This window comes from Geobacillus sp. FSL W8-1251, from assembly GCF_038005945.1.
In the GTDB taxonomy this organism is placed as follows: domain Bacteria; phylum Bacillota; class Bacilli; order Bacillales; family Anoxybacillaceae; genus Geobacillus; species Geobacillus stearothermophilus.
On sequence record NZ_JBBOUF010000001.1, the window covers coordinates 2,375,392 to 2,401,706 of the forward strand.

The following is a 26,315-nucleotide window of genomic DNA, read 5'->3' on the forward strand; positions in this document are numbered from 1 at the left end:
TTTTTGATGAGAGCTCGTTTTCAAACAGATTCAGAAAACGAAAGATGCTAACAAAGGTGGATGCCCTGTCAGCCGCGTTCAGCTATAATGCGCCCGGTTTGCGACACATCGTACCCGCCGAGCGCTTCGAGTTCGGCGTGGAACGAATCGGAGCGGAGCACGTCGAGCACGGAAGCGATGAGCGATTCATTCTCCGGCGTCCGCAGCATGACGACATCATACTGTTCGTTCATTAGCGGAATGAACTCGACGCCGGCCATTCGCGCCACCTTTTCCGTGCCGATGCCGACATCGGCGAGACCTGACGCCACCGCGGAGGCGACGCTCAAATGGCTTGTTTCCTCGCGTTCATAGCCGCGAATGGCGGACGGCGACAATCCATGCAGGCGCAGCTGTTCATCTAACAGGACGCGCGCCCCGGCCCCTTTCTCCCGATTGACGATCACGACGTCGCTCCTTCCTAAGTCGCGCCACGTTTGAATGCTGCGAGGATTGCCTTTTGACACATAAAATCCAATCGGCCGGCGCATGACGTTCACCATGATGTACGCATGGCCTGTCAACAGCTTTTCCACATACGGACGGTTGTACTCGCCTGTCTGCCCGTCAAACAAATGCACGCTGACGATGTCGCATTGCCCTTTATACAGGGCGATCAGCCCATTGAGGCTGCTCGTGTAGGTGCGGAGCGATTGATAAGGGCCGTTTTTTTCCAGATGGACGCCAAGCAAATCGAGCGCCGCATCTTGGCCGCTGATGATGATGGGGCGAACGGCGGCTTCGACCGGCCGTGAAACGGCGGAAGAAACGGGGCTTGTCTCCCCTTTTTGCCCGTCGATGTACCGGCGAAGATCATCCGCGGTAATCCGCATTTGCCGCCCGACGCGAAAGGCGGGCAGCTTCCCTTTTTTCACTAAATCGTACACCGTTAGTTTGGACACTTTTAATAAGGAAGCGATTTCTTCAATCGTGTATGACTGCGGCTCCGTCATCATGCCATCCTCCTTTCTTTCATTGTAGCGCAAAGAACGCATGGGGAAAAAATTTTTCTTTCCTAACTACTTATTATTATTTATAATTAGATATCATTACATATAAAAAGATAAGGGGGAGACAGATGCGAAAAATCGCATGGCTTGCCGTATTGCTCTTGCTGTTCGGCTTGTATGGCTGCGACAGCGGCTCAAAAGAGGGGAAGGGGCAAACGAAATCGGCGGATAAAGTGGAGCTCACCGTCTCCGCCGCCGCTAGTCTGCAAGAAGCGCTGGAAGAAGCGAAAACGGCGTTTGAACGAAAGCATCCGAACATCCGCATCCAATACAATTTCGGTGCGTCGGGCGCGTTGCAAAAGCAAATTTCCGAAGGGGCGCCGGTCGATCTTTTCTTTTCGGCGGCCGCTGAGCCGTTTGAAAAATTGAAAGCAGAAGGGTTGATCGATTCCAAACACGAAAAAACAGTGCTGGCGAACGAACTCGTCCTCATTGCGCCAAAACAAGGGGAAGGAGCGGTTCAGTCGCTCGATGACATCATCCGTGCCAAACGGATCGCCATCGGCATCCCCGAATCGGTGCCGGCCGGCATGTACGCGAAACAAACGTTGGAGAAGGCGGGGCTGTGGGAGAAGGTGGCACCGAAGCTCGTGTACGCGAAAGACGTTCGCCAAGTGTTGACGTATGTGGAAACCGGCAATGTCGACGCCGGATTTGTGTACCGGACGAACGCGCTTGCCTCGGAGAACGTCAATATCGTCGCTGCAGTGCCAAGCGGCATGCACGACCCGATCGTCTATCCGCTTGGTGTCGTCAAGACGAGCAAACATCTCAAGGAGGCGCAACAGTTTTACTCGTATTTGACAAGCGGTCCAGCGCTGCAAATGTTCGAAGAGCACGGATTTCGCCGCGCCCGCTAGAAGACTGGTGGGCGGGTAAAAATACCGCTGAATCCTGTCTTTTCTCAACTAGAGAAGCCTAGCACAATCAGCCTTCTTTTTTGGCAAAATGCCGCCTGTTTGCTGTCCTTCACATGGGAAGGGGACATTATGGTAAAATAACAAACAAGAAAACGTTATAGGCGATGGAGTTCGCCATAACCGCCGGCTTCCGGCTGATGACTCCTGCTACAAATGAAAAGCGGCAGGAGTCTGTTTATTTTACGAAGGAGGGATGGTTATTGGTCTATCTCGCCGTCGGCGCAGCCGGCATGATCGGCGCGCTTGTCCGCTATGTCGTTGGTCTTGTCGTGCCCGCTGCCTGGTTGGGAGGAGTTCCGCTCGGAACGCTTTTGGTGAACTGGACCGGCTCGTTTTTGCTCAGCTGGCTTACGGTGGTGTTCACCCGCCGCCCGTCTTGGCCGCCGTGGCTGAAAACAGCGGCGACGACCGGGTTCATCGGCTCGTATACGACGTTTTCGACGCTCAGCGTCGAATGTGTGGAATGGATGGAACAAGGGCGCTTTGGCATGGCGGCCGTGTATATCGCCGCCAGCCTGTTCGGCGGCCTAGCCGCCGCATGGGCGGGATATGTTGCCGCCCATCCAAAGCGAAAGGAGGAAATAGCATGATGACCGCACCGCTATTGGTGATGATGGGGGGTTTTTTTGGCGCCATCTGCCGTTATGCCGTCAGCCGCTGGGCGGCTCGGCGTTCGCCGCGTTTTCCCATAGGGACGCTCATTGTCAACTTGCTTGGGTCCTTTTTGCTTGGCTGGCTCGCCGGAAGCGGCGCCGCCGATGCGACGAAGCTGCTTGTCGGCACCGGCTTCATGGGCGCGTTCACGACGTTTTCGACGTTGAAATGGGAAAGTGTGCAAATGATGCAGCAGCGCCAATGGGCGAAGGTGGTCGTTTATTTGGCGGCTACGTATTCGTGTGGCGTGTGGCTGGCGTGGCTTGGCTATCGCGTGGGGCGGTGATGAGCGGCAATGAAAAACGGGCTTGATTTCTGATCGGGGGGGGAGAGAAAAGAGATTGCGATTTGTTGAGCCAGGGGAGGAGACTAGAATGGCGAGGGCAAGAGTGGAAGAGAGATTCAAGACATTGCGATACTTTAGCGATGGCTACTATAACCAATCGATCGATGATGAGTTTGATGGTCGGATTCGCGATTTTCGCGATTATGAACCGAAATGTTTGGTCAACGCATTGCGGAGAGAGTTGGTTGATTTGCGAACAGTCGTCGCCCAAGCCGACAAGGAAACCTTTAACTTCCCTCGGAAAGAAGTCTCCTACTTCTAAACGTGAAGGTGCGCCAGCACCAGTGAAAGTGGGAGATGAATTTCGGTTGGCGTTAGCCAACGAATAGGATAGAATATGGCTAGAACGGACACCTTCGGAACGAAGGGAAGCGTAAAGGGTTCTTGTGTGTGGCTTACCGTTCAGCGAACACACACAAGTCGCTTGAAGCCCCCACCTCTAAGCGAAGCGTAGGTGGTGGGTAGTTCACAAGAAAATCCGTATTCGACATCGGCGCTCAGTCGTGTGGATGACATTCACACCGCCGCTGAGCGGGCGGTGAAAGGGACGAAGTGGGAAGACGCGACGATCGCTGTCGGCGGCGTCACCAGCACGTACGCCGATTTGCAGGCGATCTCAAACGCCGACTATAAACGGACGGCCGTGCTGATGTTGATCGGCATCGCCATCGTGCTCGCAGCGCTCCTTCGTTCGCTTATCATGCCGCTCTATTTGATCTTGTCGCTCGTCCTGACGTATTACACATCGATGGCCGTCACCGAACTCATTTTCGTCAACGGCCTCGGCTATGCCGGCTTGAACTGGGCGGTGTCGTTCTTCGCCTTTGTGTTGCTGTTGGCGCTTGGCATCGACTACAGCATCTTCCTCATGGATCGGTTCAACGAATACCGCGGCTGGCCGGTGAAGGAAGCGATGCTGTCGGCGATGGGCCATATGGGGCCGGTCATCATCTCGGCCGCCGTGATTTTAGGCGGAACGTTCGCCGCGATGTATCCGTCCGGTGTCTTGTCGCTCTTGCAAATCGCGACGATTGTGCTGACAGGGCTTCTCCTTTACGCCCTCGTCGTTCTGCCGCTGTTTGTGCCGGTCATGGTCCGCACGTTCGGCCGCGCGAACTGGTGGCCGTTTCGGCAACCAGTGAGCGAAGTGGATGGTCTGGAACAACAAAAAATCAGTTAGGAAGGCGAGTCAACGCCGCTCCCCGCATGCTGGGGGCGGCGTTCTTTTTCAGGAGAGCTGGCACGATGCCGCCTCTTCTCATCAACGAAATATAGGTGCTCGTTGCTTGATCGTCCGCCAGCGATTCATTCCTTTTCCATTTCACAAAGCATATTTTTTCCTCTTTTGCCCAACATAAAGTATGATGAGTAGTAGAGAACATTCCAAAACCTAAAGGAGGGCTGCCGCATGACGAAACGAGTGCTCATGGTGGTGACGAACCATACGACGATCACCGACGACCATAAAACCGGGCTTTGGCTTGAGGAGTTTGCCGTACCGTATTTGGTATTTAAAGAAAAAGGGTATGACGTGAAAGTGGCGAGCATTCAAGGCGGCGAGGTGCCGCTTGACCCGCGCAGCATCAATGAAAAAGACCCGTCTTGGGCGGAGGCGGAAGCAGTGCTGAAGAACACAACACGTTTAAGCAAGGATGATGCACACGGGTTTGACGCCATTTTCCTTCCCGGTGGACACGGGACGATGTTCGATTTTCCCGACAATGAAACGCTGCAATACGTCTTGCAGCAGTTTGCCGAAGACGGGCGCATCATCGCCGCTGTCTGCCACGGTCCGTCAGGGCTGGTGAACGCCACATACAAAGACGGCACGCCGATTGTGAAAGGAAAAACGGTCACGTCATTTACGGATGAAGAAGAGCGTGAAGTCGGGCTTGATGTGCATATGCCGTTTTTGCTCGAGTCGACGCTGCGCCTGCGCGGTGCAAATTTCGTCCACGGCGAGAAATGGACCGATTTCTCGGTGCGCGACGGTAACTTGATCACCGGGCAAAATCCGCAATCAAGCCGAAGCACGGCGGAAAAAGTCGTCGCCGCGCTGGAAGAGCGGGCGTGAGCGATAAAGGCTGAATGTGCGGCAAAGGGGTGTCCCAAGAGAACGGGGCACCCTTTCTTCATGACGGGATGCAGGGACACACATATTACCCGTGGTGCTAGATAAACTCAAACAAACATCATTGTTCATCAATCCCACTCCTTCACTACCGGCGCTTGGCGATGGCAAGCGCCTTTTTCGTATTGGCGAAATGAAGCTTGGCGCACGCCGCGAGCGCTTCTTCCCCCCGCGCGCGGATGATCCGGGCGGCGGCTTCGTCAACGATGGCGCCGGCACCTTTTGGAAGCAGGAGGCCGACGGCGCGGGATAATTGCTCCATCTCCTCTAAAAACACATAGCGGGCGATGATCGAGGCGGCGGCGACTGATACGTGGACACTTTCCGCCTTGGGAAGGCAGTACACCCGCTCGCGGATAATGCGATCTTCATCGGAAAGGTAACGGAAATACGAATCCCGTTTTAAAAATTCGTCGATGATGATTGCTTCTGGTTCGGTGGGCGCGATGGCGTCAACGAGTTTCACGAGCGTCCGGTTGTGAAGGAGCGCCTTCATTTTCGTCTGCGGCATGCCGCTTCGCTGCCAGCGGTTGTATTGGGGGTTATCCAGCACGGTGACCGCATGCGGCACGGTTTCCATGATGGCTGGTGCGATCCGTTTGATCGCTTCATCGTTCAATTGTTTCGAATCTTTCACGCCAAGCGCCGCGATTTTGGCGATATGCGGCCGATCCACGTAGGCGGCGGCGACGACGATCGGGCCGAAATAATCGCCGGTGCCGACTTCATCGGAACCGATGGCGGAAAGAGACCCGAGTTGATGAGCTGCCAAAGCGGACGGCTGGTGGTCAGCTGTTTCGTTTGAGGCGCTCGCCCCTGATATCCATTTCGCTGCTTCTTGCTCCGCCGCTTTCCCTTGAAACAGTACTTTGCCTGAGCGGTAGGCGGTGATCACGACATCCGGGCGTTTGACGGCAAACAACGCTCCAGCCGGAAGCCGGTCGGATAAGGCGCCTTCATAGTGGGCGCGCAAGGCGTCAAGCAGCTGTTGGTCGGCTTGAATCACATAGTTTGACAACGTTCGATCGCTCCTTTAATCTTCTCTATCGTTGCTGTGTGTCGCTTCTTTCCATTATACCAGCGTTCATGATATGATAAACAGTAGGATTTGGCGAAATGGGGGAGAAAGCTTGACAGAACAGCCAAAAACGCGAGTGAGCGTCCGCATCTATGGACAAGACTACACGATCGTCGGCGCGGAAAGCCCGGCCCACATCCGGCTCGTGGCGGCGTTCGTTGATGATAAAATGCATGAATTCAGCGAGAAAAATCCGCTCCTTGATGTGCCGAAGCTGGCCGTGTTGACAGCCGTCAACATCGCCAGTGAGTATCTCAAACTGAAAGAACAATATCAACGGCTGGCGGAACAGCTGAAACAGGAAAAGGACGGGAAACAGGATGATTGATGTCGTACTGCTATTTGTCCTGTTGATGGGGGCGATGATCGGGCTGAAGCGCGGCTTTATCCTTCAATTCATTCATATGGCCGGGTTTCTCATCGCCTTTTTCGTCGCCTATCGCTATTATGAACGGTTTGTGCCGACATTGCGCCTTTGGATTCCGTATCCGACGTTCGGAGACCCGGAGACGATGAAGCTGCTGTTTCAGAGCACGCATTTGGACGATGCCTATTATCGGGCGATTTCCTTTGCGCTTTTGTTTTTTGCTGTGAAAATCGTCCTGCAAATCGGCTCGATGCTTGATTTCGTCGCCCAACTGCCGCTCTTGCGAAGCGTCAACCGCCTGGCGGGGGCGGCGCTCGGGTTTGCGGAAGTGTATTTGCTCGTCTTTTTGCTGTTGTATATCGGGGCGCTCGTGCCGATTGACAGCGTGCAGGAGCAGCTGCAGCGTTCGCTTATGGCGACCGTGATTGTGAAACATACGCCGGTGTTGTCGGACATGCTTAATCATTGGTGGATTCATGGCCGCGTCTGACCGGGCGCGGCCGCGGTTTTGCGGGAAAGGGAGGAAATGGGGATGAGCGTCCATAAAAAAGAGGTCATCCGCCTGCTTGAAACGATCGCACTGTATATGGAGATCAAAGGAGAAAATCCATTTAAGGTCAACGCCTTCCGCAAAGCGGCGAACGCCTTGGAAACGGATGAGCGGAGCCTCGCGGAAATCGGCGACTTCACCGCCATTCCCGGCATCGGCAAAAGCACGGCGGCGATCATCACCGAGTTTGTCGAAACCGGTTCATCATCGGTGCTCGAGGAATTAAAGCGCGATATTCCGGAAACGCTTCTTTCCTTGCTTAAGATCCCGGGGCTTGGCGGCAAAAAAATCGCCAAGCTGCATCAAGAGCTCGGTATTGTCGATATGGATGGATTGAAAGAAGCGTGTCTGGTGGGAAAAGTGCGGGAGCTTCCCGGTTTCGGCGCGAAAACGGAGGAAAAGTTGTTGGCGGCGATTGAGGAGGCGGGCAAACGCCCTGAGCGGCTGCCGCTCGCTCGGGTGCTCGCCGCCGCGGCGGATGTGGAACGCCAGCTTGCTTGTCTTGATGGCGTGATCCGCTTCTCGCGGGCCGGCAGTTTGCGTCGCGTAAACGAAACGGTGAAAGATTTGGATTATGTCATCGCCACCGACCGTCCGGCTGCGGTGCGCGACGGGCTTCTTCGTTTTGAGCGTGTCCGCGAGGTCATCGCTGCTGGGGAAACGAAAGTGTCGCTTCTGCTTCGCTATGACGACGATGTGGCCGTCGACTTCCGGCTGGTCAGCGGGGCGCAGTTTGCGACCGCGCTCCATCATTTCACCGGATCGAAGGAGCATAACGTGCGCATGCGCCAGCTCGCCAAAGAGCGCGGGGAGAAAATCAGCGAATACGGCGTGGAAGACGAAGCGACTGGCAAGGTGAAAACGTTCCCGGATGAAGCGGCGTTTTACGCCCATTTCGGGCTGCCGCACATTCCCCCGGAGCTGCGTGAAGACGGCACGGAAATCGAGCGCTATTCGGATCGATATCCGCTTGTCCGCCTTGAAGACATTCAAGGCGATTTGCATATGCATTCGGCATGGAGCGACGGGGCGTGTTCGCTTGAGGAGCTCGTTGAGGCGTGCCGCCGCCGCGGCTATCGGTATATGGCCATCACCGACCATTCGCAATTTTTGAAAGTCGCCAACGGTTTGACGCCGGATCGATTGCGGCGCCAGCGCGAGGAAATCGAACGGCTGAACGCGCGCTATTCGGATTTTACCATCCTCGCCGGCATTGAGATGGATATTTTGCCGGACGGGACGCTCGATTACGATGATGACGTGCTCAAGGAGCTGGATTTTGTCATCGCCGCCATTCACTCTGCGTTCAAACAGCCGCGCGAGGCGATCATGAAGCGGCTCGAGGCGGCGTTTCGCAATCCGTACGTCGATGTCATCGCCCATCCGACCGGAAGGCTCATCGGCCAGCGCGGCGGTTATGACGTCGATCTCGATCGGCTCATGAAACTCGCGGCCGAGACGAACACGGTGCTTGAGTTAAACGCCAACCCGAGCCGTCTCGATTTGTCGGCAGCTTACGTGAAAAAAGCCGAGGAAGCGGGGGCGTATATTGCCATTAACACGGACGCCCACCATTTGGACATGCTTGATGATATGGCTATTGGCGTGGCGACGGCAAGGAAAGGCTGGATCAAGAACGAAACGGTCATCAACACATGGCCGCTTGACAAGCTGCGGCAGTTTTTGCGCGACAAACGAACGAAATGAATGAGCTGGGGGTCAGATACGTGCAACGAAAAGTGCTTCACACCTTGGAGTTCGATAAAGTGAAAGAGCAGTTGGCTGAGCATGCGTCCTCGCCGCTCGGTTTGGAAAAAATCGAGGCGCTCATGCCGTCATCCGATTTGGAGGAGGTGGCCGCTTGGCTTGAGGAAACGGATGAAGCGGCCGCTGTTTTGCGACTTGCTGGCTATGCGCCGCTTGACGGAGTTGTCAACATTCGCCCTCATTTGAAACGGGCGTCGATCGGCGGCGTGCTCAGTCCGCAAGAACTCGTGGAAACGGCATCCACCTTGACCGCAAGCCGGCAGATGAAACGGCTGATTATGGATCTGCATGAAGAGCAGGGGGGATTGGATCGTCTGTCCATTTATGCCGATGAGCTCGTGGAGGTGCCGGCGCTTGAGCATGACATTCGCCGTTCGATCGACGACCATGGCGAGGTATTGGATGCCGCAAGCGACCGCCTCCGTTCGCTCCGCGGGCAAATTCGGTCAGTGGAAGCGCGCATCCGCGAGAAGCTTGAGAGCATCATTCGCTCGCCGTCGGCGCAAAAGCGGCTGTCGGACGCCATCATTACGATCCGCAACGACCGCTATGTCATTCCGGTGAAACAAGAGTATCGCAGTGCCTATGGCGGCATCGTCCACGACCAGTCGGCGTCCGGGGCGACGCTGTTTATCGAGCCGCAGGCGGTCGTCGAGTTGAACAACGCACTCCGCGAAGCGCGGGCGAAAGAAAAGCAAGAAATCGAACGCATTTTGCGCGAACTGTCGGCAAAAGTCGCTGAGCAGGCTGAACCGCTTGCGCGGGCGGTTGAGTCGCTTGCGGCGCTCGATTTTGCGTTTGCCAAGGCGAAATACGCCCGCCGGCTGCAAGCCGCGAAGCCAGCGGTCAATAACCGAGGCTATCTTCGCTTTGTGCAGGCCCGCCATCCGCTGCTTGATCAAGAAAAGGCGGTGCCGAATGACATTGAACTCGGCGGCGATTATACGACGATCGTCATAACAGGCCCAAACACCGGCGGGAAAACGGTGACGTTAAAAACGGTCGGCTTGTTGACATTAATGGCGCAAGCGGGGCTGTTTATCCCGGCGGCCGACGGATCGGAAGCGGCGGTGTTCCGCGCAGTGTACGCGGATATCGGCGACGAGCAGTCGATCGAACAAAGCTTGAGCACGTTCTCGTCCCATATGGTCAATATTGTCGACATTTTGCGCCATGTCGATGGCCAAAGCCTTGTGCTGTTTGATGAGCTCGGAGCAGGCACCGACCCGCAGGAAGGGGCGGCGCTTGCCATCGCCATCTTGGATGAAGTGCACGGGCGCGGGGCGCGGACGGTGGCGACGACGCATTATCCCGAATTGAAAGCGTACGGCTACAACCGCCCCGGGGTGGTGAACGCGAGCGTTGAATTTGACACCGAAACGCTCCGTCCGACGTATAAACTATTGATCGGCATTCCCGGCCGCAGCAACGCCTTTGACATCTCACGCCGCTTGGGGTTGGATGAGCGGATTATCGAGCGGGCGAAAGCGCAAGTGAGCGCGGAAAGCCATAACGTGGAAAACATGATCGCGTCGCTCGAACGGAGCAAAAAGCAAGCCGAGGAAGACGAAGCACGGGCGCGCGCGGCGTTGGAGGAAGCGGAGCGGCTGCGCGCCGAGTGGGAGCAAAAGCTCGAAGCGCTCGAAGAGGAAAAAGAAGAGCGGCTGGCTGAAGCGGCGAAGCAGGCAACGGACATCATCCGCGCCGCCGAGCGCGAAGCCGAGCGGGTGATCCATGAACTGCGCCGCCTGCAAAAAGAAAAGCAGGCGGAAGTGAAAGAACATGAGCTCGCCGAGGCAAAACAGCGGCTCGCCGCCGCCGTGCCGAAAGTCGAGAAACGGAAAAGAGCAAAAAAACAGGCGCCGCGCCATGTATTCCAGCCGGGTGATGAAGTGAAGGTGACGAGCCTCAACCAAAAAGGCTACTTGATCGAAAAAGTGTCGGACGATGAATGGCAAGTGCAGCTCGGCATTTTGAAAATGAAAATTCACGAGCGTGACTTAGAATACATCGGCAGCGCGCCGGTGAACGACGTGACGCCGATTGCGACCGTGAAAGGCAAGGACGCCCATGTGAGCCTTGAGCTTGATTTGCGCGGCGAACGGTACGAAGATGCGCTCCTTCGGCTTGAGAAATACTTGGATGACGCCGTGCTCGCCGGATATGCGCGCGTCTCCATCATCCACGGCAAAGGGACAGGCGCGCTCCGTCAAGGGGTGCAGCAGTTTTTAAAGCAGCACAGGGCGGTCAAAAGCTTCCGATTTGGTGAGGCGAATGAAGGCGGGACCGGGGTGACGGTCGTGGAACTGAAATGATGGGGGCGAGAATGATGGCGCCGTTTTGGGAGCACGAAATGGTGAGAACCGCTGCCAATTTCAGCGTCGCCGTGCTGTGCATCGTGGTGTTTTTGGCCGTGTTTGAACTCGTCACGAAGTATAAAAACTGGGAAGAAATTCAAAAAGGCAATATGGCAGTGGCGATGGCAACCGGCGGAAAGATTTTTGGCATTGCCAATATTTTTCGTTACGCGCTCGCCCACCATGAGTCGCTGTTGTCGATGGTCGGCTGGGGCGTGTACGGGTTTTTGCTTCTGCTCGCTGCGTATTTTATTTATGAATTTTTGACGCCGAAGTTTAACATCGATGATGAAATCGCCAACGACAACCGGGCGGTCGGCTTTATCTCGATGGTCATTTCCGTCGGTTTGTCGTTTGTCATCGGCGAAGGGATTCAGTAAAGGGGAACAACCGAATGAACGCAGTAGTCAAATGGTTGTTGATTGCGGTCGGGCTGTTTTTGATCGCCGGCATCGCGTATATGGCGGTGCGCAACCGATCGGTCGATGTGCTGGCGAAAATCTTGTTTGTCATTTGCGCGTGCTTTTTCTTCATTGGTTTGGTGTACTGGTTTTGGTGACGTCTCGCTCAGGCGAGGCGTTTTTTTGATGAAAAATTACAAAAAGTGAAATAAAATAGAAACAAGGAGGGATGCATATGGAAAAACCGTGGCTCGCTCATTATCCGCCGTCCATTCCTGCTACGCTCGACTATCCAAAGAAAACGCTTTCCGACTATTTGTGGGAGACGGCGGAACAATATGGCGACAAAGACGCCATCGATTTTTTCGGAAGGCTCTTTTCTAAAAAATTGTTGCTAATAACCTCAATAAATGTTTACCAAATTTTTTTTAAAATAATGGTATAATAAATCTGGGAGTGATGATTATGTTAAGGTTAATATCGGTAATCATAACGATACCCTTAGTAGCCATTCATTTCGCCATTCTATACTTTTGGGTTTTCGATTGGCGAAAATTGGTTACACAAGTGGGCTTAATAAGTTGGATTTTCTCAATTATATTGGGTATTTTCGTCTATTTTGCTTATCGAAAGTTCATTAAAAACCAAAAATTTACTGTTGTCAGTAGAAAAGTATTATTCAGTTCAACTTTAATGACCATCGTTTTAGGTGTTCTTACGTTAGTCATTGAAGTAATTACAAGGTCAATGCCTTAGGAGGGGATTGATTTATGCACTCCTTCTAATTGTTTCAACAGTTGTAAAATTTACTTGTTGGCAAGAGGCAAGGAACATTTCTTTCGCTTGTTCTTTTTTCGGTATCTTCTTATTCAATTCAAGAAAACGATGCCAGAATAAGTAGTTATCAAGGTATTTCGTTGCTACACCTTGAAACCTATCCATCCACTTTTTCAAACGAGTATGATACCCGTTGACGTGTTGAATATGGTAAATTCCTTTCTTTGTATAGACACCTTTGCAAACATTAATGGCTTCGTGTTGTAATTCCTTCATCGTAGCGAATTTTTTATAGTTGGTTGCTGTATCTGTGCATAGCAAAGCAGAGGTGTCAATATGTTTTCCTAACACCTCATCAATTTCCATAGCCGTAACACGACCTCTTCCTACCATTTGGGAAAGGATTTGTCCGTTTCTATCGTGTGCAACTACCACACAAATTTGTTCTTCAGAAATGCCACGTTTTTTGGCTACACCGCCACGTTTACGAGCCTTTCTGTGAGCGATGAACTTTTTGCCTTTTTCACTTTCTAAAAAGTAAGTTTCATCGCTTTCCACGATTCCCTTTAGTGTTGGATGACCAAGAGAACGAATCGCATATAGAATTTTGTGTCGCCAATAAAAGGCAGTTGAAATTTTGCGCCGCCTTGGTGTTCAAAAAAGGAGACCGGGTGGCGGTGATGCTGCCAAACTGCCCGCAGGCGGTGATCAGCTACTACGGGACGCTCCTAGCGGGCGGCATCGTCGTGCAGACGAATCCGCTTTACACCGAGTATGAGCTTGAATACCAGCTGAACGACAGCGGCGCCTCGGTGCTCGTGACGATGGATCTTTTGTATCCAAAGACGGAAAAGGTGAAAGGGAGGACGCCGGTCAAGCATTGGATTGTCACGAGAATGCAAGAGTATTTGCCCACGGTGAAGAAATGGCTGTATCCGCTTGTGCAATGGAAGCAAAACATGCCGATTGTCCGCATCGCGGAAAGCGAAACTGTTCATCTGTTCCGTACGATCATGAGCCGCAAGGAAACCGCTCCGATCGGGGTGGACATCGACCCCGTGGAAGATGTGGCGCTGCTGCAATATACAGGCGGCACGACGGGACATCCGAAAGCGGCCATGTTGACGCATCGCAACTTGATCGCCAATACGCTCATGTGCGCCCATTGGGTGTATAAATGCGAAAAAGGAAAAGAAACGGTGCTCGGTGTGCTTCCGTTTTTCCACGTGTACGGCATGACGACGGTGATGAATTTGTCCGTGATGATGGCGAGCAAAATGGTGCTGTTCCCGCGCTTTGATGTCAAGCAAACATTAAAAGCAATCGAGCGCACCCGGCCGACGATGTTCCCAGGCGCACCGACGATGTACATCGCTTTGTTGAACCATCCGGATTTGCTGAAATATGATTTATCTTCGATCAACGTCTGCATCAGCGGATCCGCTCCGCTACCGGTTGAGGTGCAGGAGCAGTTTGAACAGGTGACGGGCGGAAAATTGATTGAAGGATACGGGTTGACCGAGGCATCCCCTGTCACCCATAGCAACTTTCTTTGGGACGGGGAGCGGGTGAAAGGAAGCATCGGTGTTCCGCGGCCGGATACGGACGCGAAAATTGTTTCCTTGGAAACGGGTGAGGAAGCAAAGCCCGGCGAGCGTGGAGAACTCGTCGTGCGCGGGCCGCAAGTGATGAAAGGCTACTGGAACCAGCCGGAGGAGACTGAGCAAGTGCTGCGCGACGGATGGCTGTACACCGGCGACATTGGCTATATGGATGAGCGTGGGTATTTTTATATCGTCGACCGCAAGAAAGATGTCATTATCGCCGGCGGTTACAACATTTACCCGCGCGAAGTCGAAGAAGCGCTGTATGAGCACCCGAAAGTGCAGGAAGCGGCCGTGATCGGCGTTCCGGATCCGTACCGCGGCGAGACGGTGAAAGCGTTCGTCGTGTTAAAGCCGGGGGAGATGTGCAGCGAACAGGAGCTTGACGTGTTTATGCGCCAGCGCCTGGCTGCTTACAAAGTGCCTCGCCTGTACGAGTTCCGCAGCGAATTGCCGAAGACGGCGGTCGGCAAAATTTTGCGCCGTGTTCTCGCAGAGCAAGAAAAAAATAAGGCTTGACAAATCGTCGGAACAATTCGTAAAATGGGAATATGAATGATGATTCATTCACTTGAAGATGGGGATCGGAAGCAAAGGAGAATGACGATTGCGCAGAGAAAAGCCGAAGTTCAAGCAAATTATTGACGCGGCCGTCGTCGTCATCGCCGAGCACGGCTACCATCAAGCACAGGTGTCGAAAATCGCCAAGCAGGCCGGTGTCGCCGACGGCACGATCTACCTTTATTTTAAAAACAAAGAGGATATTTTAATTTCGCTTTTTCAGGAAAAGATGGGGGCGTTCATCGAGAAAATTGAACAAGAGACAGAAGGAATTTCAAGCCCCCTAGAGAAATTGTATGTGTTGGTGAAAACTCATTTTTCCGCCCTCGCTGCTGATCCGCATATGGCGGTCGTGACGCAGCTTGAGTTGCGTCAGTCGAACAAAGAGCTGCGCCATCGCATTAATGACGTGCTGAAAGGATATTTGCGGCTCATCGACCGCATCATCATGGAGGGGATGGAAAAAGGGGAATTTCGCCAAGATTTAGACGTCCGGCTCACCCGGCAAATGATCTTTGGCACCCTTGATGAAACGGTGACGACGTGGGTGATGAACGAGCAAAAGTACGACCTAGCCGCGCTCGCCGATCCGGTGTACGAACTGCTCATCAAAGGGTGCGCCGCCGGGCGTTAGGAAAGGCAGAAAGGGGAGAGGCTTCATGAATTTTTTTCGCGTAGCGAAAGAGGAGTTCGTCGCCGTCGTGACGTTTTCGCGGTCGCCGGCGAACGCTCTTGTATCCACTGTTTTGAAAGGGCTTTCAAACTTGTTGGACGAGCTTGAGACCGACCCGGACGTGCGCGTCGTGTTGCTTCATGGCGAGGGGCGGTTTTTCTCAGCCGGCGCCGATATTAAAGAATTCACGTCCATCGCTTCCGTCGAGGAGGCATCCGGCTTGTCGCGCAACGGCCAACTCGTGATGGAGCGGATCGAACGCTTTTCCAAACCAGTCATTGCGGCGATTCACGGCGCCGCATTAGGCGGTGGGTTGGAGCTGGCTATGAGCTGCCACATTCGTGTGGTGGCGGAAAACGCCAAACTCAGCCTTCCGGAGCTGCAGCTTGGCCTCATCCCTGGATTTGCTGGAACGCATCGGCTTGTGCGCTACGTCGGCTTTGGCAAAGCGCCGGAAATGATGTGGACGAGCGAGCCGATCACCGGACTCGAAGCGGTTGAATGGGGGCTTGCCAACAAGGCGGTGCCGGAAGAGCGGCTTCTTGATGAAGCCAAAGCGTTGGCGAAAAAGATTGCCGCCAAAAGTCCGCTTTCCGTTCGGGCGGTTATTGAGTTGCTTAACGCCGCCAAGGAAAAAACGTTCGTTGAGGCCGTGCGCGAGGAAGCGGAATGGTTTGGCCGCGTGTTTGGATCCGAGGATGCAAAAGAAGGCGTGCAGGCGTTTTTGGAAAAACGGCCGCCCGTCTTTAAAGGGAAATAATCTTTGTCAATATCTGAATGTTGGAACGTGAAACAATGTTCAATCAAACCGAGGAGGGAACGACATGAACATTTTTGTGTTGATGAAACGCACGTTTGACACGGAATAAAAAATCTCCATCGTCAACGGCAAGATTAACGAGGAAGTGGCAGAATTCAATCCGTACGACGAATACGCTATTGAAGAAGCGATTCAAGTGCGCGACAAACACGGCGGCGAAGTGACGGTCGTCACCGTCGGCAGCGAAGAGGCGGAAAAAGAACTCCGCACAGCGCTCGCCATGGGGTGCGACAAAGCGGTGCTCATCAACATTGACGATGATGTCGAAGAACAAGACCAATATACGACGGCGAAAGTGCTCGCTGAATACTTAAAAGACAAAAACCCGGACTTGATTTTAGCCGGCAACGTCGCCATTGACGGCGGCTCCGGCCAAGTCGGCCCGCGTGTGGCGGAATTGCTCGGCATTCCATATGTAACGACGATCACAAAGCTCGACATTGCCGACGGCGGCAACGTGACGGTCGTGCGCGATGTCGAAGGGGATGAGGAAATCATCGAAACGTCGCTGCCGCTCCTTGTCACCGCTCAACAAGGCTTGAACGAACCGCGCTATCCGTCGCTGCCGGGGATCATGAAAGCGAAAAAGAAACCGCTTGAAGAGCTAGAGCTTGACGATTTGGACCTCGACGAAGACGATGTTGAAGCGAAGACGAAAACGATTGAAGTGTTCTTGCGCCGAAGCGGGCGACGTCATCGCCGTCGAAGAGGCGGGCGGCAACATCGTCTTTACCCGTCCGATCTACTCCGGCAAAGCGTTTGAAAAGAAAAACTGAAAGTGCATTCGTAATGAACAACACGGGCGGCTGCAGCCGTCCGTTTTTTTGACGGATAAATTCCGCGGCAAAAGCGAATAGTAGAAACGAAGCAAAACATTCGCGCCGACATGCATTCCATGGTATACTTTGCTTGTAGCATTCAAGAAGATGGGAGGGAATCCATATGGCGATTGTCAACGCCACTGACCAAACGTTCGCCGCAGAAACGAAAGACGGCCTCACGCTCGTTGACTTTTGGGCGCCATGGTGCGGACCGTGCCGCATGATCGCTCCGGTGCTGGAAGAGCTTGACCGTGAAATGGGCGACAAAGTGAAAATCGTCAAAGTGAATGTCGATGAAAACCAAGAAACAGCGTCGAAGTTCGGCGTCATGAGCATCCCGACGCTGCTTCTGTTCAAAGATGGCCAACTTGTCGACAAAGCGATCGGCTACCAGCCGAAAGAGGCGCTTGTGCAGCTGGTTGGCAAACATGTGTCATAACGGAGAAAGAAGGAAATCCAGAGGGGAAGAAGCCTCTGGATTTCTTTATTTAAGGTGTGATCAGCTAGGAAAAGAGGATTTTCAGCAAGAAGGGAGTCCTCTCTTTTTCATCATGTGTTGACATTGAAATTCATTTTCTCTTATAATCTTATTGTATTGATATTGATTATCATTTTTTGGATGTGTGAACGGGGGATACATAATGTCATTAAAATGGAAGTGGCTGGCCTTGTTGGCCGCCGCGGCGTTGGCGCTTGGCGCGTGCGGCCAGAGCAAACAGACGGCGGGAACAGAAAAAGAAAGCAGCAACCAAACGGCTGTGGAAAAACAAGAAAAGCCGAAAGAGGAAGAGAAGACGGAGAACGAGAAGGAAGAAGCGGAAGTCGATTATGCGGGAGCGTTCAGCGAAGCGCTCGCGGAGCTTGAGAAGGCGAAGCAAGGCGGGGCGGTCGACTTCGGCAAAGTGGAGAGCATCTACAAAGAAAAGCTGCAGCCGCTTGTACAAAAACGTGACGCGGAATTTGAAGATACGCTTGACCAACATATTACCAACGCACTGGCCGCCGGCAAAGACGGGTCGCTTGAGCCGTTGGTTGTCAAGCAAATTTTTGACAAGCTGATGCAAAAAGTGTTTTACACGACGATCAAGCATGAGTTTACCGAAGCAGAAGAACATTGGGCCAATAAGGAAGAAGTAAAGGAAGAGCTTGAGGAAGCCAAAACCTTTTACGCGATTTTGCAGTCGACCGTGGAAAAGCGCGATGCGGCTTACGGAACGAAGTTGGTTAACGCGATCAACGGGGCGTTTGCCCAAATGGAGCAATCGGTCCAAAACGATGATGCGCTCTCATTTGCCCTCGGTAAGCAAGTCGTGGACAAAACATTGATGAAAACATTCTATTTAGCGAGCGGAGCGCTGCCGCACGGCTATGCGGCGAAGGCGGCGGCTGCGGCCAAGGAAAACGCCGAAGAAGCCAAAGTGGAGCAGGCGGAAGGCTGGGCGTTTTATCAGTCCGTCTATCCGTATATGAAACGGCATGCCGCGGAGGAGGCGGACTACATTTTGAAACAGTTTGACCTGCAAACTGATGTCAAAATGCTCGATCCGAAAGCGGTGAACCATGCGTTCGTGCGCGGATGGGCGAAAGTGGCGCTTCATGAATATGAAGAAAGCAAAGAAAATTGGGGGCAAGACAAGTCGGTGATCACCGCCTTAGAAGGCGCGCTCTTTATTAACATGATCGAACAGGATATCAAAACGCTGCTTGGCGACAAAGCATACACCGACTTGAACGAACAGGCGACACGCTACCTAGAGGCGGCAAAGGCAAAAAACAAAGCTGAGGGTGACAAATGGCTGCCGCAAATCGAGGCTGCGCTTCAGCAAGTGATCCAGAAAGCGAACTAAATGATCAGCAAGGGTGTCCGGCGCGGCGCCCTTTTTTGCAGGCGTCCATCCGGAGCGAAGGCAGCGATGGCTGGGCTGCCGCTTGCCTCACCGAGCCAAGGCGGGAAATGAAAACATTTGGTTTTTGCCGATTGGCCACGACGTTCCCCGACGGTTTATGGTAAGATGCTAATGGACAATGGAATTCGATGATGAGGTGAAGGCGATGAAAGTGGTGGTGACCGGGGGAGCCGGATTTATTGGCAGCCATCTAGCCGCCCGGTTAAGCGGACTCGGATATGACGTGGCTGCAGTGGATTGTTTTCATCCATATTATTCTGCTGAACGGAAAGAGCGGCAGTTTCAGACGCTCACCGGCGGCCGGGTGCCGCTTGTCCGCTTGGATTTGCTTGATGGGGAGCGAACGAAAAGGTGGCTGGTCGAGTTTCGCCCCGATGTCGTCTACCATTTGGCGGCGCTGCCGGGCGTGCCGTATTCCCTCGAGGAGCCGCTCGCGTATATCGATTATGACATCAAAGCGACGGTCAATGTGTTGGCGGCGGCGGGGGAAGCGGGTGCGGCGCACGTGCTGTTTGCCTCATCGTCATCGGTGTACGGCGACCGAGGCAATGTGCCGCTCCGGGAAGAGATGGCTGACGGCCGCGTCGTGTCGCCGTATGCGGCGGCGAAATACGGAGCGGAATCGTTTTGTCATGCCTATGCCCATTTGTATAGCTACCAAATGACGATTTTCCGCTATTTCACCGTTTACGGGCCGTGGGGTCGTCCGGATATGGCGATCGGCACGTTTTTGCGCCGATTGCTGGCGGGCGAGGAGATTGTCGTGTATGGCAAGGGGACGGCGCGCGATTATACGTACATCGATGATATTGTGGAGGGCATGATCGCAGCACTTCACCGCAGCGGCGGGCGAAGCGAAGTGTTCAACTTGGGCGCCGGGGCGCCCGTCACCATGGAGCAGCTGCTCGCTGAGTTGCGGAAGCACTTTCCCGATCTGAAAATCGTGCACGCGCCGGAGCGGAAAGGCGATGTGAAAGCGACATGGGCGGACATCACGAAGGCGGAGCGGGCGTTTGGTTACAAGCCGAAGGTGGCGTTTGCCGAAGGGCTCGCCCGCACGGTGGCGTGGGCGCGCGAATATGAGCGGTAAACCGGCGGCTAAAGCGGCGTTGCAAGCAGCTGGGCTCGCGCTTCTTTTCTTTTCCGCTTGGTTGACATACCGCTGCTTTGACGGCCGGCAGATGCTCCATCATCTATCCAGGATAGTCAGCCGCCCGATCGAGATGGCTGCCGCTGCTTTCGTATATGGCTTGTCGTTTTGGCTGCGGGCGTGGGCGTGGAAGCGATATGTCGGAAAGCCAATCGCCTTCTCTGTTTATTGGCGTGCCGTGCTGCTTAGTTTGTTTGTTAACCATCTAGCCCCAGTGAAAATCGGTGATGCTGTGCGTATGGCTTTGCTTGCCCGCCAGCCCGGTGTTTCAGCCAGCGAGGCCATTGAATCGGTGGCGGTGATGCGGCTCCTTGATATGGCGGTGCTTGGTGGATTGACTGTCATTGGGATGTATGCGTATATGCATTACATTCCCCGCATTTCTCTCTTGGCAGCGGCCGTTGCGGCCGGGTTCGTGCTGACCGTGATCGTGTTTCGCCGTCCGCTCCGCCTCGATCGGTTATGGCGGCGATGGCGGAGCGTATTTCACGGCTGGAGCGGCGCGGCGATGGTCGGGGCGGTGGCGGCGAGCTGGCTGTGTGAGGCGGCCGTCATTGGCGTGATCGCGAAAGCAGTCGGCATCCCGCTTTCCTTTGGACAGGCGGTGTGGGCAAACAGCGCGACCGTTTCCGGCCAGATCGCCCAAGTCGCCCCCGGCGGGATCGGAACATACGAGGCGGTGATGGCGTTTGCGTTGACCCGGCTCGGCGCACCGTGGGAGAAAGCATATGCGGCGGCAGTGTTGACCCATGCGTTTAAGTTTTTGTTTTCTTACGCCGCTGGTGCCGCGGTATTGTGGTTTTGGCGGTCCGACTGGCAGATGGTGCGGGGTGTATGGAAAAAGGAAAGGGAGAAGCGATGAAACAAGCATCACGATTCGAAAAAATCGCGGCGCGCTGCTGGAATTTGCTGAATGAAGGAAAGCCGTTTACGCCGATTTTTGTCGCGGGAACGATGACGATCTACCATGCCGCTGATTGGATGGGCGGCTCATGGGGATGGATGCTTGGTCTGGCGGCGGCGCTGCCGCTGTTTGTCATCTACTATGTCTATGATTATCCGCTGTTTTTGCGCAATTATTTATGGATCCCTTATGTCGTGTTTCTCATCGTTTGGTCGTTCGCTGATGCGTCGTTGTTGTTGTTGGCGTCGGGGCTTTACTTTTTCTTTACCGTCTTTTTTTGGGGGACGCTGTATTACCATTTGCGCATCGGCACGTCGTGGTGGAATTTCACCCGCTTTTGGAAGCTGGTGTTGAAAAACAGCGATTCGACGAGCGGCAACGCCCAAGAGCAGCTGCCAAAATGTTTTCTTCTTTTGTCTGTATGGGAATACGCTTCGCAGCAGATCGATCAAGGAGCGGCTTTGGCGCCGCTGTGCGGGGCGCTTTGGCTGTTTGCCGCTGGGGTGTGGCTGTTTTCATGGATTTTGCATCGGAATTTGTTCGACTGGCAGCCGGAGATCATTCCGACTTATACGAACAATGTGCCGAGTCCAACCGTGCCGATCAGTGACAAAGTGTATGTCATCGTGATTGATGGCATGCGCAAAGACCGGTTTGAAGCGGCCAACGCCCCGTTTTTGAAACGGTTGCGCGCTCAAGGGACGGAATTTGCGCAAATGGAAACCGTCTATCCGGCGCGCACGGTCGTTTGCTTCACCTCGATGCTGACGGGGACGTATCCGTTTGAGCACGGCATCCGGTCCAATATGGTATGGAAGCTTGGGGCAAAAGTGGAGACGATTTTCGATTCGCTCCGGAAAATCGGAAAAACCGGCCGCTTGCTTGGCATCGCTCATTTGGTCGATTCGTTCGGCGACGATGTCGAAACGGTGACGGCCGTCATGCCGAACGACCTCGCCGACCGTTATATCATCGAGCGGGCGAAACGCATCGTCGAGGAACAAAACCCGGATTTGCTTGTCGTACAGTTGATCGCCACCGATCAGACCGGCCATAGCCGCGGTGTGCTGTATGACGAGTATATCGAAAAAATTGAAGAAGCCGACGCGTTGATCGCGGAGTTTGTCGGCTGGCTTGAGGAACGGGGCGAGCTCGAGCGCGCGACATTGATTGTCTGCGCCGACCATGGCCAAGCGGATGGCATCGGCGGCCACGGCCACCTCGATGAAGGGGAGCGGTATGTGCCGTTTTTTTTATACGGCCCGGCGATTGAAGCAGGAAAACGAGTCGATGAGAAAAAAAGCCTCGTTTCGCTGGCGCCGACGATCGCCTATTTGCTTGGCGCTCCGTATCCGAGCCATAGCCGCGGTCCGGTTTTGATCGAAGCGATGCGAAAGAAAGGAGGAGAGCGATGAAGAAGCAGCGCGTCATCGTCTTTTTGCCGGCGCACAATGAAGAAGAAGCGATTGGGGAAGTGATTCGCCGCATTCCGCGTCATTTCCATCCCGATGTAGAGGTCAGCGTCTTGGTCATTGATGACGGGTCAACCGACCGGACTGCTGAAGCGGCGCAAGAAGCGGGAGCGGACTACATTTGCCGCTGGCCGGAAAACTGCGGCCTCGGTGCGGCGGTGCGGCGAGGGCTTGAAGAGTGTGTCCGTCTTGGCGCGGATATCGGCGTGATGATCGATGCCGATAACGAATATCCGCCGGAACAAATTCCTGACCTTTTGGCGCCGATTTTCGCCGGTGAGGCCGACTATACGATCGGCTCGCGCTTTCTTGGCACGATTCGCGGCATGAAATGGCACCGCCGCCTCGGCAACTATGCCTTTACGTGGCTGCAGTCGCTCCTGCTCGGCCAGCGGTTGTATGACGGGCAGTCGGGGATGCGTGCGTTTTCCCGCCAAGCGATGGAAGAGGCGGAAATCATCCACGATTACAATTACGCCCAAGTGTTGACGCTCAACTTAGTGCGCAAAGGGTTTCGACTAAAGGAAGTGCCGATCCGCTACCAAGTGCGGACGACCGGCCGTTCGTTCATCAAGTTCACCGCCTATATGACCGCGGTCATCCCGGCCATCTGGAAGGAAATGCGCCGCCCGGTAACAAAAGCGGTCATTGACCGAAAAGCGCATCTGCTTTCTTTGGAGCGGGAGCGCCATTGTTCGTGAGGCGGCCGCCTTGGGCCGCCGGCCATTTTTCCCAATATTGACAATGATGGTGATAATGATTATCATTGATCTTGATGGAGGGGGATCAGAAACGTGAAAACATCCCGTTTCTTTTTTTACATAGCAGTGATCATTATTCTCAATCTCATTCCGCTGAAAGCGTTCGCCTATTCGTATGGAGATCCGAACAAAGAAGCGGTTGCTGAGGCGTATAAAGAGATGAAAGAAAAGTTGAACGAGCAGCCGCCGAACTTTGCCGCAGCGAAGGAAATTTTCGGAACCATAAAAGAAGAAATCGACATGCATATGGGACCTGAGCCGTCCAAGGCCGTGCTTGCAGCCATCGAAGCGAAGGACCGCCAGGCGGTGATCAAAGATATGGAAAAAATTTTAGTGCTCAATATCGCCCGACGTTTGGACAATATTGAGGCGAACTTTGATCAGTACGACACGAGCAAGCGGCTGTTGGCGAAGGCGTTTGCGACGTATGAGGCGCTGTCGCCAATCATCCAAGGGAAAGACCCTGCGCTTGACAAACAGCTGCGCACCGAGTTTGACAAGGCTCTGCAGTCGCTTGGCAACCCGGGGTTATTTGGCGTCGGCGAGAAAAAATCGGACATCAATGCGTTTAAAAAAAGCAAAGAGACTATTTTAACCGTGCTGCAACAACAATTCGGTTTGAAAAGCTTAGAAGTTGGCCATTTTTCGGACAGTGCTACAGAAAAACCGGATGAAGTGAAAAAAAAGGAATGGACGGATTTGTCGAAATCAAAAAACTGGATTCCTCTCATTATCATCGTTGCGATCATCATTGGCACTGCCTTGATTTATGTGCGACGTCGGAAACGGGCTTAGTTTACATGTGAAGGGGAGGCGGGGGCATGGAAGTTCAAGCGCTGCTCATTACGTTTCGCGAAGCACTGGAAGCGCTGCTGATCGTTGGCATCATCACCTCGTATTTGAAACGGGTCGGTCACCGCGAATACACGAAATACGTATGGCTTGGCGCCGCTCTCGCTGTGGCGGCGAGCGTCGGTGTCGCCATGTTGTTTCAGCTTGTCTTTACCGGTTTTGCGGCAATGGGAAGCGAGATATATTTAAAGATCGGCATCATGGTCGTTTCCACGCTGCTGTTGACGCAAATGGTGTTCTGGATGGCCGAACACAGCCGGGACATGAAAAAAAGCTTGGAAGGGAAAATGGATCAGTTTGTCACCGCCGGCAATGTCGTCGGCATGGTCATTCACTCGTTTTTGGTCGTGTTGCGTGAAGGGGTGGAAACGGTCTTCTTCTTCGCTGCGATTACGCACGGCAACATCGGAGCGGCGATGCAAGGATGGGGAGCGGCAACTGGGGTTGCCATTGCTGCTTTCGTCAGCTACTTCTTCTTTAAAGGGACGATGCGCATTCCGTTGAAGACGTTTTTTAAAGTCACCGGCGCGTTTATCGTCCTAATTGCCGCTGGACTGCTCGTGCAAGCCATTTCGATGATGCAAGATATCGGCCTCATCGGCAGCGTCATGCCGCATGTATACGATTTGACGTGGCTGCTTCCGGAACATCCGATCGATTACGAACATTACGTGCGCGACCATGGCGTCGCCCCTGTCTTTTCCGGCGAAGTCGGCGTCTTTTTAAAAGCGTTGTTTGGCTATTCATCAATGCCGTCGCTTGAAGAAGTGTTGGCCTATATCGGCTACTTCGTCGTCGTGTATTTGTTGGTGGCGAGCCGCCGCGGTCAAAAGAAGGCCGTGGTTGAGAAGCCGGCGGTTGCCTCGTTGGAGGAACAAGCCAAAAACGTCATGTAACGTACAAGGACGCTGCGCCTTGTACGTTTTCTTTGGAGGGAAACACGGTGGACAAACGGTTGGGCGATGATCGCTTTTGGATGAGCTTTGGTGTCGGAATGGCTGCTTTGTTGGCCGGCGCCGGTTTGTATGGGGCGAACCCGTATGCGGCCTCGTGGGACGAAGTTGACTTTGCGCGGGCGCTGGAACGCTATGATTTATTGGCCATGCAGCCGCATTTCCCGGGCTATCCGTATTTGATTCTTGGCGGCATGGCAGTGCACGCTCTGGTCGCCAATCCGGCCAAAGCGCTTTCGATCTTGAATGTGCTCGTGTTGTTTTCCGCCGCCTTTTCCATCGTTTGGCTGCTCGCTCGCCATATGCCGCGTTCAGCGGCGCTATGGGCGGCGCTTTCGGTGCTTTCTTCAAGCTACGTGCTCCTTGCCGCCGCCAGACCGATGTCGGACGGCGCGGCGCTTGGCGTGCTTTGGTGGTACATATGGGCGGTGGAATGGGCGCGGCGGCGAACAACATGGATGGCGCAGCTTTGGCCGGCCGCGTTGTTCAGCATCCTCATGGGCATCCGTTTGTCTTATGCCCCGTTTGCCGCTGCGTTGTTGATCCTTTGGCATGAAGACTGGAAAACGCACCGCCGCCTCGGCCGCGTGGCGGCATCGCTGTTGGCGGCGGCCGCCTTTCAATTTGTTTGGGTGGCGGCGGTCGCGGCGACGGAAGGCGGCCTTTGGCCGTTTTTCAAGCTTGGCTGGGCGTTTGTCGTCGGTCATTTCAGCGACTGGGGGGGAACGGCGGCGGCGAGCCCGCTTCCATTTTGGGAGCGGGTGCGCCGCTTTGTCCTTGACAACTTTCTTTGGACCGGCATGGCCAGCCGAAATGCTTGGCTGCTGGCTACCTATGCAGTGGTCGGCGCCATCGCCTGGCGCACGGGGCGGTTTCAGCTGCCGCGTGCGCTTGTCGTTTCCGCGTTGCTGTATGCTGTCTGGGCGCTGTTTGGACAAAATATTGACAAGCCGCGCCACCTTCTTCCGTTGGTTCATTTTGCGCTGTTTTATGTGTGGGGCCGCTTTTTGGCTGCGCCGAAGGCATGGAGATTAGCGCTGGCAGCGGCGGTTGTGCTGCTGCAGTCTGCAATCGGCATCGGGCTGCTGCACGAGCAGGCAAAGACGCCCCCGGCAGTGTATCAGCTTGCCGACGATTTGCGTGACAAGCCGCAGCCGTTTGTGGTATATACGTGGGAAGAGACGCGCGTCCTAGACTATTTGAACGTGCCCTTTCCACATAAAGACGTGCTCCATTTTTCCTTCTTTTTGCAAGACAAAGAAAACTACCGCCATGCTATGATATATATGACCAATCACGTTGTCCAAGGGTTCGAGGCTCAAGGGATCGATATTTCCCGCCATGTGCGCAAAGTGAAAACGTATCGTTCCAGTCCGCTTGCCGACCCGGTGTATGGAACGATTACACTGTATGAATGGGTGGACGGAGAGTGAGGGGATG

Annotated in this window: 26 protein-coding genes, 3 pseudogenes and 1 riboswitch; of the genes and pseudogenes, 26 read left to right on the plus strand and 3 right to left on the minus strand. The window is 54.1% G+C overall.

Features of this window, described 5'->3' with window-relative positions; all coding sequences use genetic code 11:
* Positions 1-68: 68 nt before the first annotated feature.
* The gene (locus NSS88_RS12515) at positions 69-992 is read right to left on the minus strand and encodes a helix-turn-helix transcriptional regulator (RefSeq protein ID WP_033014389.1); all 924 of its coding nucleotides are present in this window, start codon (positions 990-992) and stop codon (positions 69-71) included.
* Between the two features lie 125 nt (positions 993-1,117).
* Here NSS88_RS12515 and modA point away from each other — a divergent pair, with 125 nt between their 5' ends.
* From modA to NSS88_RS12545, 6 genes and pseudogenes are all read left to right on the plus strand, one after another.
* The gene (gene modA / locus NSS88_RS12520; RefSeq protein WP_049626572.1) at positions 1,118-1,909 is read left to right on the plus strand and encodes a molybdate ABC transporter substrate-binding protein; all 792 of its coding nucleotides are present in this window, start codon (positions 1,118-1,120) and stop codon (positions 1,907-1,909) included.
* Positions 1,910-2,060: 151 nt separating this feature from the next.
* A riboswitch (Fluoride riboswitch) is annotated at positions 2,061-2,123 on the plus strand.
* A gap of 46 nt (positions 2,124-2,169) precedes the next feature.
* Positions 2,170-2,559, plus strand: coding sequence for a fluoride efflux transporter FluC (locus NSS88_RS12525; protein WP_033006426.1), 390 nt, complete (start codon positions 2,170-2,172; stop codon positions 2,557-2,559).
* Positions 2,559-2,909, plus strand: coding sequence for a fluoride efflux transporter CrcB (crcB, locus tag NSS88_RS12530; protein WP_033006429.1), 351 nt, complete (start codon positions 2,559-2,561; stop codon positions 2,907-2,909). The genes NSS88_RS12525 and crcB overlap by 1 nt, the downstream gene beginning before the upstream one ends.
* A gap of 88 nt (positions 2,910-2,997) precedes the next feature.
* A complete protein-coding gene (locus NSS88_RS12535; protein WP_233434055.1) occupies positions 2,998-3,231 on the plus strand; it encodes a contact-dependent growth inhibition system immunity protein in 234 nt (77 codons plus the stop codon).
* Positions 3,232-3,441: 210 nt separating this feature from the next.
* Positions 3,442-4,149: pseudogene (locus NSS88_RS12540) on the plus strand (MMPL family transporter); the annotation flags it as partial.
* 228 nt (positions 4,150-4,377) lie between these two features.
* Complete coding sequence (locus tag NSS88_RS12545) at positions 4,378-5,043, plus strand: type 1 glutamine amidotransferase domain-containing protein (protein WP_015375566.1); 666 nt, start codon at positions 4,378-4,380, stop codon at positions 5,041-5,043.
* 145 nt (positions 5,044-5,188) lie between these two features.
* Here NSS88_RS12545 and rnhC read toward each other — a convergent pair whose 3' ends face one another.
* Positions 5,189-6,118 carry a ribonuclease HIII gene (gene rnhC, locus NSS88_RS12550; protein ID WP_121678355.1) on the minus strand — a complete coding sequence of 310 codons (930 nt, stop codon included), beginning with the start codon at positions 6,116-6,118 and terminating at the stop codon, positions 5,189-5,191.
* A 112-nt stretch (positions 6,119-6,230) separates the two neighbouring features.
* Here rnhC and zapA point away from each other — a divergent pair, with 112 nt between their 5' ends.
* From zapA to NSS88_RS12585, 7 genes are all read left to right on the plus strand, one after another.
* Positions 6,231-6,506 (plus strand): cell division protein ZapA, encoded by a 276-nt coding sequence (gene zapA, locus NSS88_RS12555; protein WP_014196491.1) that lies wholly within the window; start codon positions 6,231-6,233, stop codon positions 6,504-6,506.
* The gene (locus NSS88_RS12560) at positions 6,499-7,035 is read left to right on the plus strand and encodes a CvpA family protein (RefSeq protein ID WP_053532755.1); all 537 of its coding nucleotides are present in this window, start codon (positions 6,499-6,501) and stop codon (positions 7,033-7,035) included. The genes zapA and NSS88_RS12560 overlap by 8 nt, the downstream gene beginning before the upstream one ends.
* A gap of 42 nt (positions 7,036-7,077) precedes the next feature.
* The gene (gene polX, locus NSS88_RS12565; RefSeq protein ID WP_049625691.1) at positions 7,078-8,802 is read left to right on the plus strand and encodes a DNA polymerase/3'-5' exonuclease PolX; all 1,725 of its coding nucleotides are present in this window, start codon (positions 7,078-7,080) and stop codon (positions 8,800-8,802) included.
* A gap of 20 nt (positions 8,803-8,822) precedes the next feature.
* Positions 8,823-11,177 (plus strand): endonuclease MutS2, encoded by a 2,355-nt coding sequence (locus NSS88_RS12570; RefSeq protein ID WP_310794014.1) that lies wholly within the window; start codon positions 8,823-8,825, stop codon positions 11,175-11,177.
* Between the two features lie 14 nt (positions 11,178-11,191).
* The gene (locus tag NSS88_RS12575; protein WP_033010786.1) at positions 11,192-11,599 is read left to right on the plus strand and encodes a DUF350 domain-containing protein; all 408 of its coding nucleotides are present in this window, start codon (positions 11,192-11,194) and stop codon (positions 11,597-11,599) included.
* A gap of 14 nt (positions 11,600-11,613) precedes the next feature.
* On the plus strand, positions 11,614-11,778 hold the full coding sequence (locus tag NSS88_RS12580) for a hypothetical protein (RefSeq protein WP_162839634.1): 165 nt from the start codon (positions 11,614-11,616) through the stop codon (positions 11,776-11,778).
* A gap of 77 nt (positions 11,779-11,855) precedes the next feature.
* Positions 11,856-12,065 (plus strand): hypothetical protein, encoded by a 210-nt coding sequence (locus tag NSS88_RS12585; protein WP_341084874.1) that lies wholly within the window; start codon positions 11,856-11,858, stop codon positions 12,063-12,065.
* Between the two features lie 323 nt (positions 12,066-12,388).
* Here the strand turns inward: NSS88_RS12585 and NSS88_RS12590 are convergent.
* Positions 12,389-13,033, minus strand: a pseudogene (locus NSS88_RS12590) (IS1595-like element ISBsm2 family transposase); the annotation flags it as partial.
* Between the two features lie 20 nt (positions 13,034-13,053).
* Here NSS88_RS12590 and NSS88_RS12595 point away from each other — a divergent pair.
* The 13 genes and pseudogenes from NSS88_RS12595 to NSS88_RS12655 form a co-directional block, all read left to right on the plus strand.
* Positions 13,054-14,560: pseudogene (locus NSS88_RS12595) on the plus strand (AMP-binding protein); the annotation flags it as partial.
* A 48-nt stretch (positions 14,561-14,608) separates the two neighbouring features.
* Positions 14,609-15,196, plus strand: a complete 588-nt coding sequence (locus NSS88_RS12600) for a TetR/AcrR family transcriptional regulator (RefSeq protein ID WP_033010670.1) — start codon at positions 14,609-14,611, stop codon at positions 15,194-15,196.
* Positions 15,197-15,221: 25 nt separating this feature from the next.
* Positions 15,222-15,995, plus strand: coding sequence for an enoyl-CoA hydratase (locus NSS88_RS12605; protein ID WP_049626566.1), 774 nt, complete (start codon positions 15,222-15,224; stop codon positions 15,993-15,995).
* A 112-nt stretch (positions 15,996-16,107) separates the two neighbouring features.
* Positions 16,108-16,818 carry an electron transfer flavoprotein subunit beta/FixA family protein gene (locus NSS88_RS12610; RefSeq protein WP_375153657.1) on the plus strand — a complete coding sequence of 237 codons (711 nt, stop codon included), beginning with the start codon at positions 16,108-16,110 and terminating at the stop codon, positions 16,816-16,818.
* A gap of 179 nt (positions 16,819-16,997) precedes the next feature.
* Complete coding sequence (trxA, locus tag NSS88_RS12615) at positions 16,998-17,315, plus strand: thioredoxin (protein ID WP_033014362.1); 318 nt, start codon at positions 16,998-17,000, stop codon at positions 17,313-17,315.
* A gap of 202 nt (positions 17,316-17,517) precedes the next feature.
* Positions 17,518-18,723 (plus strand): hypothetical protein, encoded by a 1,206-nt coding sequence (locus NSS88_RS12620; protein WP_049626565.1) that lies wholly within the window; start codon positions 17,518-17,520, stop codon positions 18,721-18,723.
* 205 nt (positions 18,724-18,928) lie between these two features.
* A complete protein-coding gene (locus NSS88_RS12625) occupies positions 18,929-19,873 on the plus strand; it encodes an NAD-dependent epimerase/dehydratase family protein (RefSeq protein ID WP_033014381.1) in 945 nt (314 codons plus the stop codon).
* Positions 19,863-20,795 (plus strand): lysylphosphatidylglycerol synthase transmembrane domain-containing protein, encoded by a 933-nt coding sequence (locus NSS88_RS12630; protein ID WP_033014359.1) that lies wholly within the window; start codon positions 19,863-19,865, stop codon positions 20,793-20,795. Before NSS88_RS12625 ends, NSS88_RS12630 begins: the two co-directional genes overlap by 11 nt.
* Entirely contained in the window at positions 20,792-22,252 is a 1,461-nt protein-coding gene (locus NSS88_RS12635) for an alkaline phosphatase family protein (RefSeq protein ID WP_152968876.1), read from the plus strand. The genes NSS88_RS12630 and NSS88_RS12635 overlap by 4 nt, the downstream gene beginning before the upstream one ends.
* On the plus strand, positions 22,249-23,010 hold the full coding sequence (locus tag NSS88_RS12640) for a glycosyltransferase family 2 protein (protein WP_049626564.1): 762 nt from the start codon (positions 22,249-22,251) through the stop codon (positions 23,008-23,010). The genes NSS88_RS12635 and NSS88_RS12640 overlap by 4 nt, the downstream gene beginning before the upstream one ends.
* Positions 23,011-23,103: 93 nt before the next feature.
* Complete coding sequence (locus tag NSS88_RS12645) at positions 23,104-23,865, plus strand: hypothetical protein (RefSeq protein WP_049624958.1); 762 nt, start codon at positions 23,104-23,106, stop codon at positions 23,863-23,865.
* Positions 23,866-23,891: 26 nt separating this feature from the next.
* Positions 23,892-24,818 carry an FTR1 family iron permease gene (locus tag NSS88_RS12650; RefSeq protein WP_049626563.1) on the plus strand — a complete coding sequence of 309 codons (927 nt, stop codon included), beginning with the start codon at positions 23,892-23,894 and terminating at the stop codon, positions 24,816-24,818.
* A 47-nt stretch (positions 24,819-24,865) separates the two neighbouring features.
* Complete coding sequence (locus tag NSS88_RS12655) at positions 24,866-26,308, plus strand: hypothetical protein (protein WP_049626562.1); 1,443 nt, start codon at positions 24,866-24,868, stop codon at positions 26,306-26,308.
* The last annotated feature ends 7 nt before the right edge of the window (positions 26,309-26,315 follow it).

Excerpts from the sequence above, each read along its gene's own strand:
- NSS88_RS12515 (WP_033014389.1), bottom strand. The coding sequence starts at position 992 with ATGACGGAGCCGCAGTCATACACGATTGAAGAAATCGCTTCCTTATTA.
- modA (WP_049626572.1), top strand. The coding sequence starts at position 1,118 with ATGCGAAAAATCGCATGGCTTGCCGTATTGCTCTTGCTGTTCGGCTTG.
- crcB (WP_033006429.1), top strand. The coding sequence starts at position 2,559 with ATGACCGCACCGCTATTGGTGATGATGGGGGGTTTTTTTGGCGCCATC.
- NSS88_RS12535 (WP_233434055.1), top strand. The coding sequence starts at position 2,998 with ATGGCGAGGGCAAGAGTGGAAGAGAGATTCAAGACATTGCGATACTTT.
- NSS88_RS12545 (WP_015375566.1), top strand. The coding sequence starts at position 4,378 with ATGACGAAACGAGTGCTCATGGTGGTGACGAACCATACGACGATCACC.
- NSS88_RS12560 (WP_053532755.1), top strand. The coding sequence starts at position 6,499 with ATGATTGATGTCGTACTGCTATTTGTCCTGTTGATGGGGGCGATGATC.
- polX (WP_049625691.1), top strand. The coding sequence starts at position 7,078 with ATGAGCGTCCATAAAAAAGAGGTCATCCGCCTGCTTGAAACGATCGCA.
- NSS88_RS12575 (WP_033010786.1), top strand. The coding sequence starts at position 11,192 with ATGGCGCCGTTTTGGGAGCACGAAATGGTGAGAACCGCTGCCAATTTC.
- NSS88_RS12580 (WP_162839634.1), top strand. The coding sequence starts at position 11,614 with ATGAACGCAGTAGTCAAATGGTTGTTGATTGCGGTCGGGCTGTTTTTG.
- NSS88_RS12585 (WP_341084874.1), top strand. The coding sequence starts at position 11,856 with ATGGAAAAACCGTGGCTCGCTCATTATCCGCCGTCCATTCCTGCTACG.
- NSS88_RS12605 (WP_049626566.1), top strand. The coding sequence starts at position 15,222 with ATGAATTTTTTTCGCGTAGCGAAAGAGGAGTTCGTCGCCGTCGTGACG.
- trxA (WP_033014362.1), top strand. The coding sequence starts at position 16,998 with ATGGCGATTGTCAACGCCACTGACCAAACGTTCGCCGCAGAAACGAAA.
- NSS88_RS12620 (WP_049626565.1), top strand. The coding sequence starts at position 17,518 with ATGTCATTAAAATGGAAGTGGCTGGCCTTGTTGGCCGCCGCGGCGTTG.
- NSS88_RS12625 (WP_033014381.1), top strand. The coding sequence starts at position 18,929 with ATGAAAGTGGTGGTGACCGGGGGAGCCGGATTTATTGGCAGCCATCTA.
- NSS88_RS12630 (WP_033014359.1), top strand. The coding sequence starts at position 19,863 with ATGAGCGGTAAACCGGCGGCTAAAGCGGCGTTGCAAGCAGCTGGGCTC.
- NSS88_RS12635 (WP_152968876.1), top strand. The coding sequence starts at position 20,792 with ATGAAACAAGCATCACGATTCGAAAAAATCGCGGCGCGCTGCTGGAAT.
- NSS88_RS12640 (WP_049626564.1), top strand. The coding sequence starts at position 22,249 with ATGAAGAAGCAGCGCGTCATCGTCTTTTTGCCGGCGCACAATGAAGAA.
- NSS88_RS12650 (WP_049626563.1), top strand. The coding sequence starts at position 23,892 with ATGGAAGTTCAAGCGCTGCTCATTACGTTTCGCGAAGCACTGGAAGCG.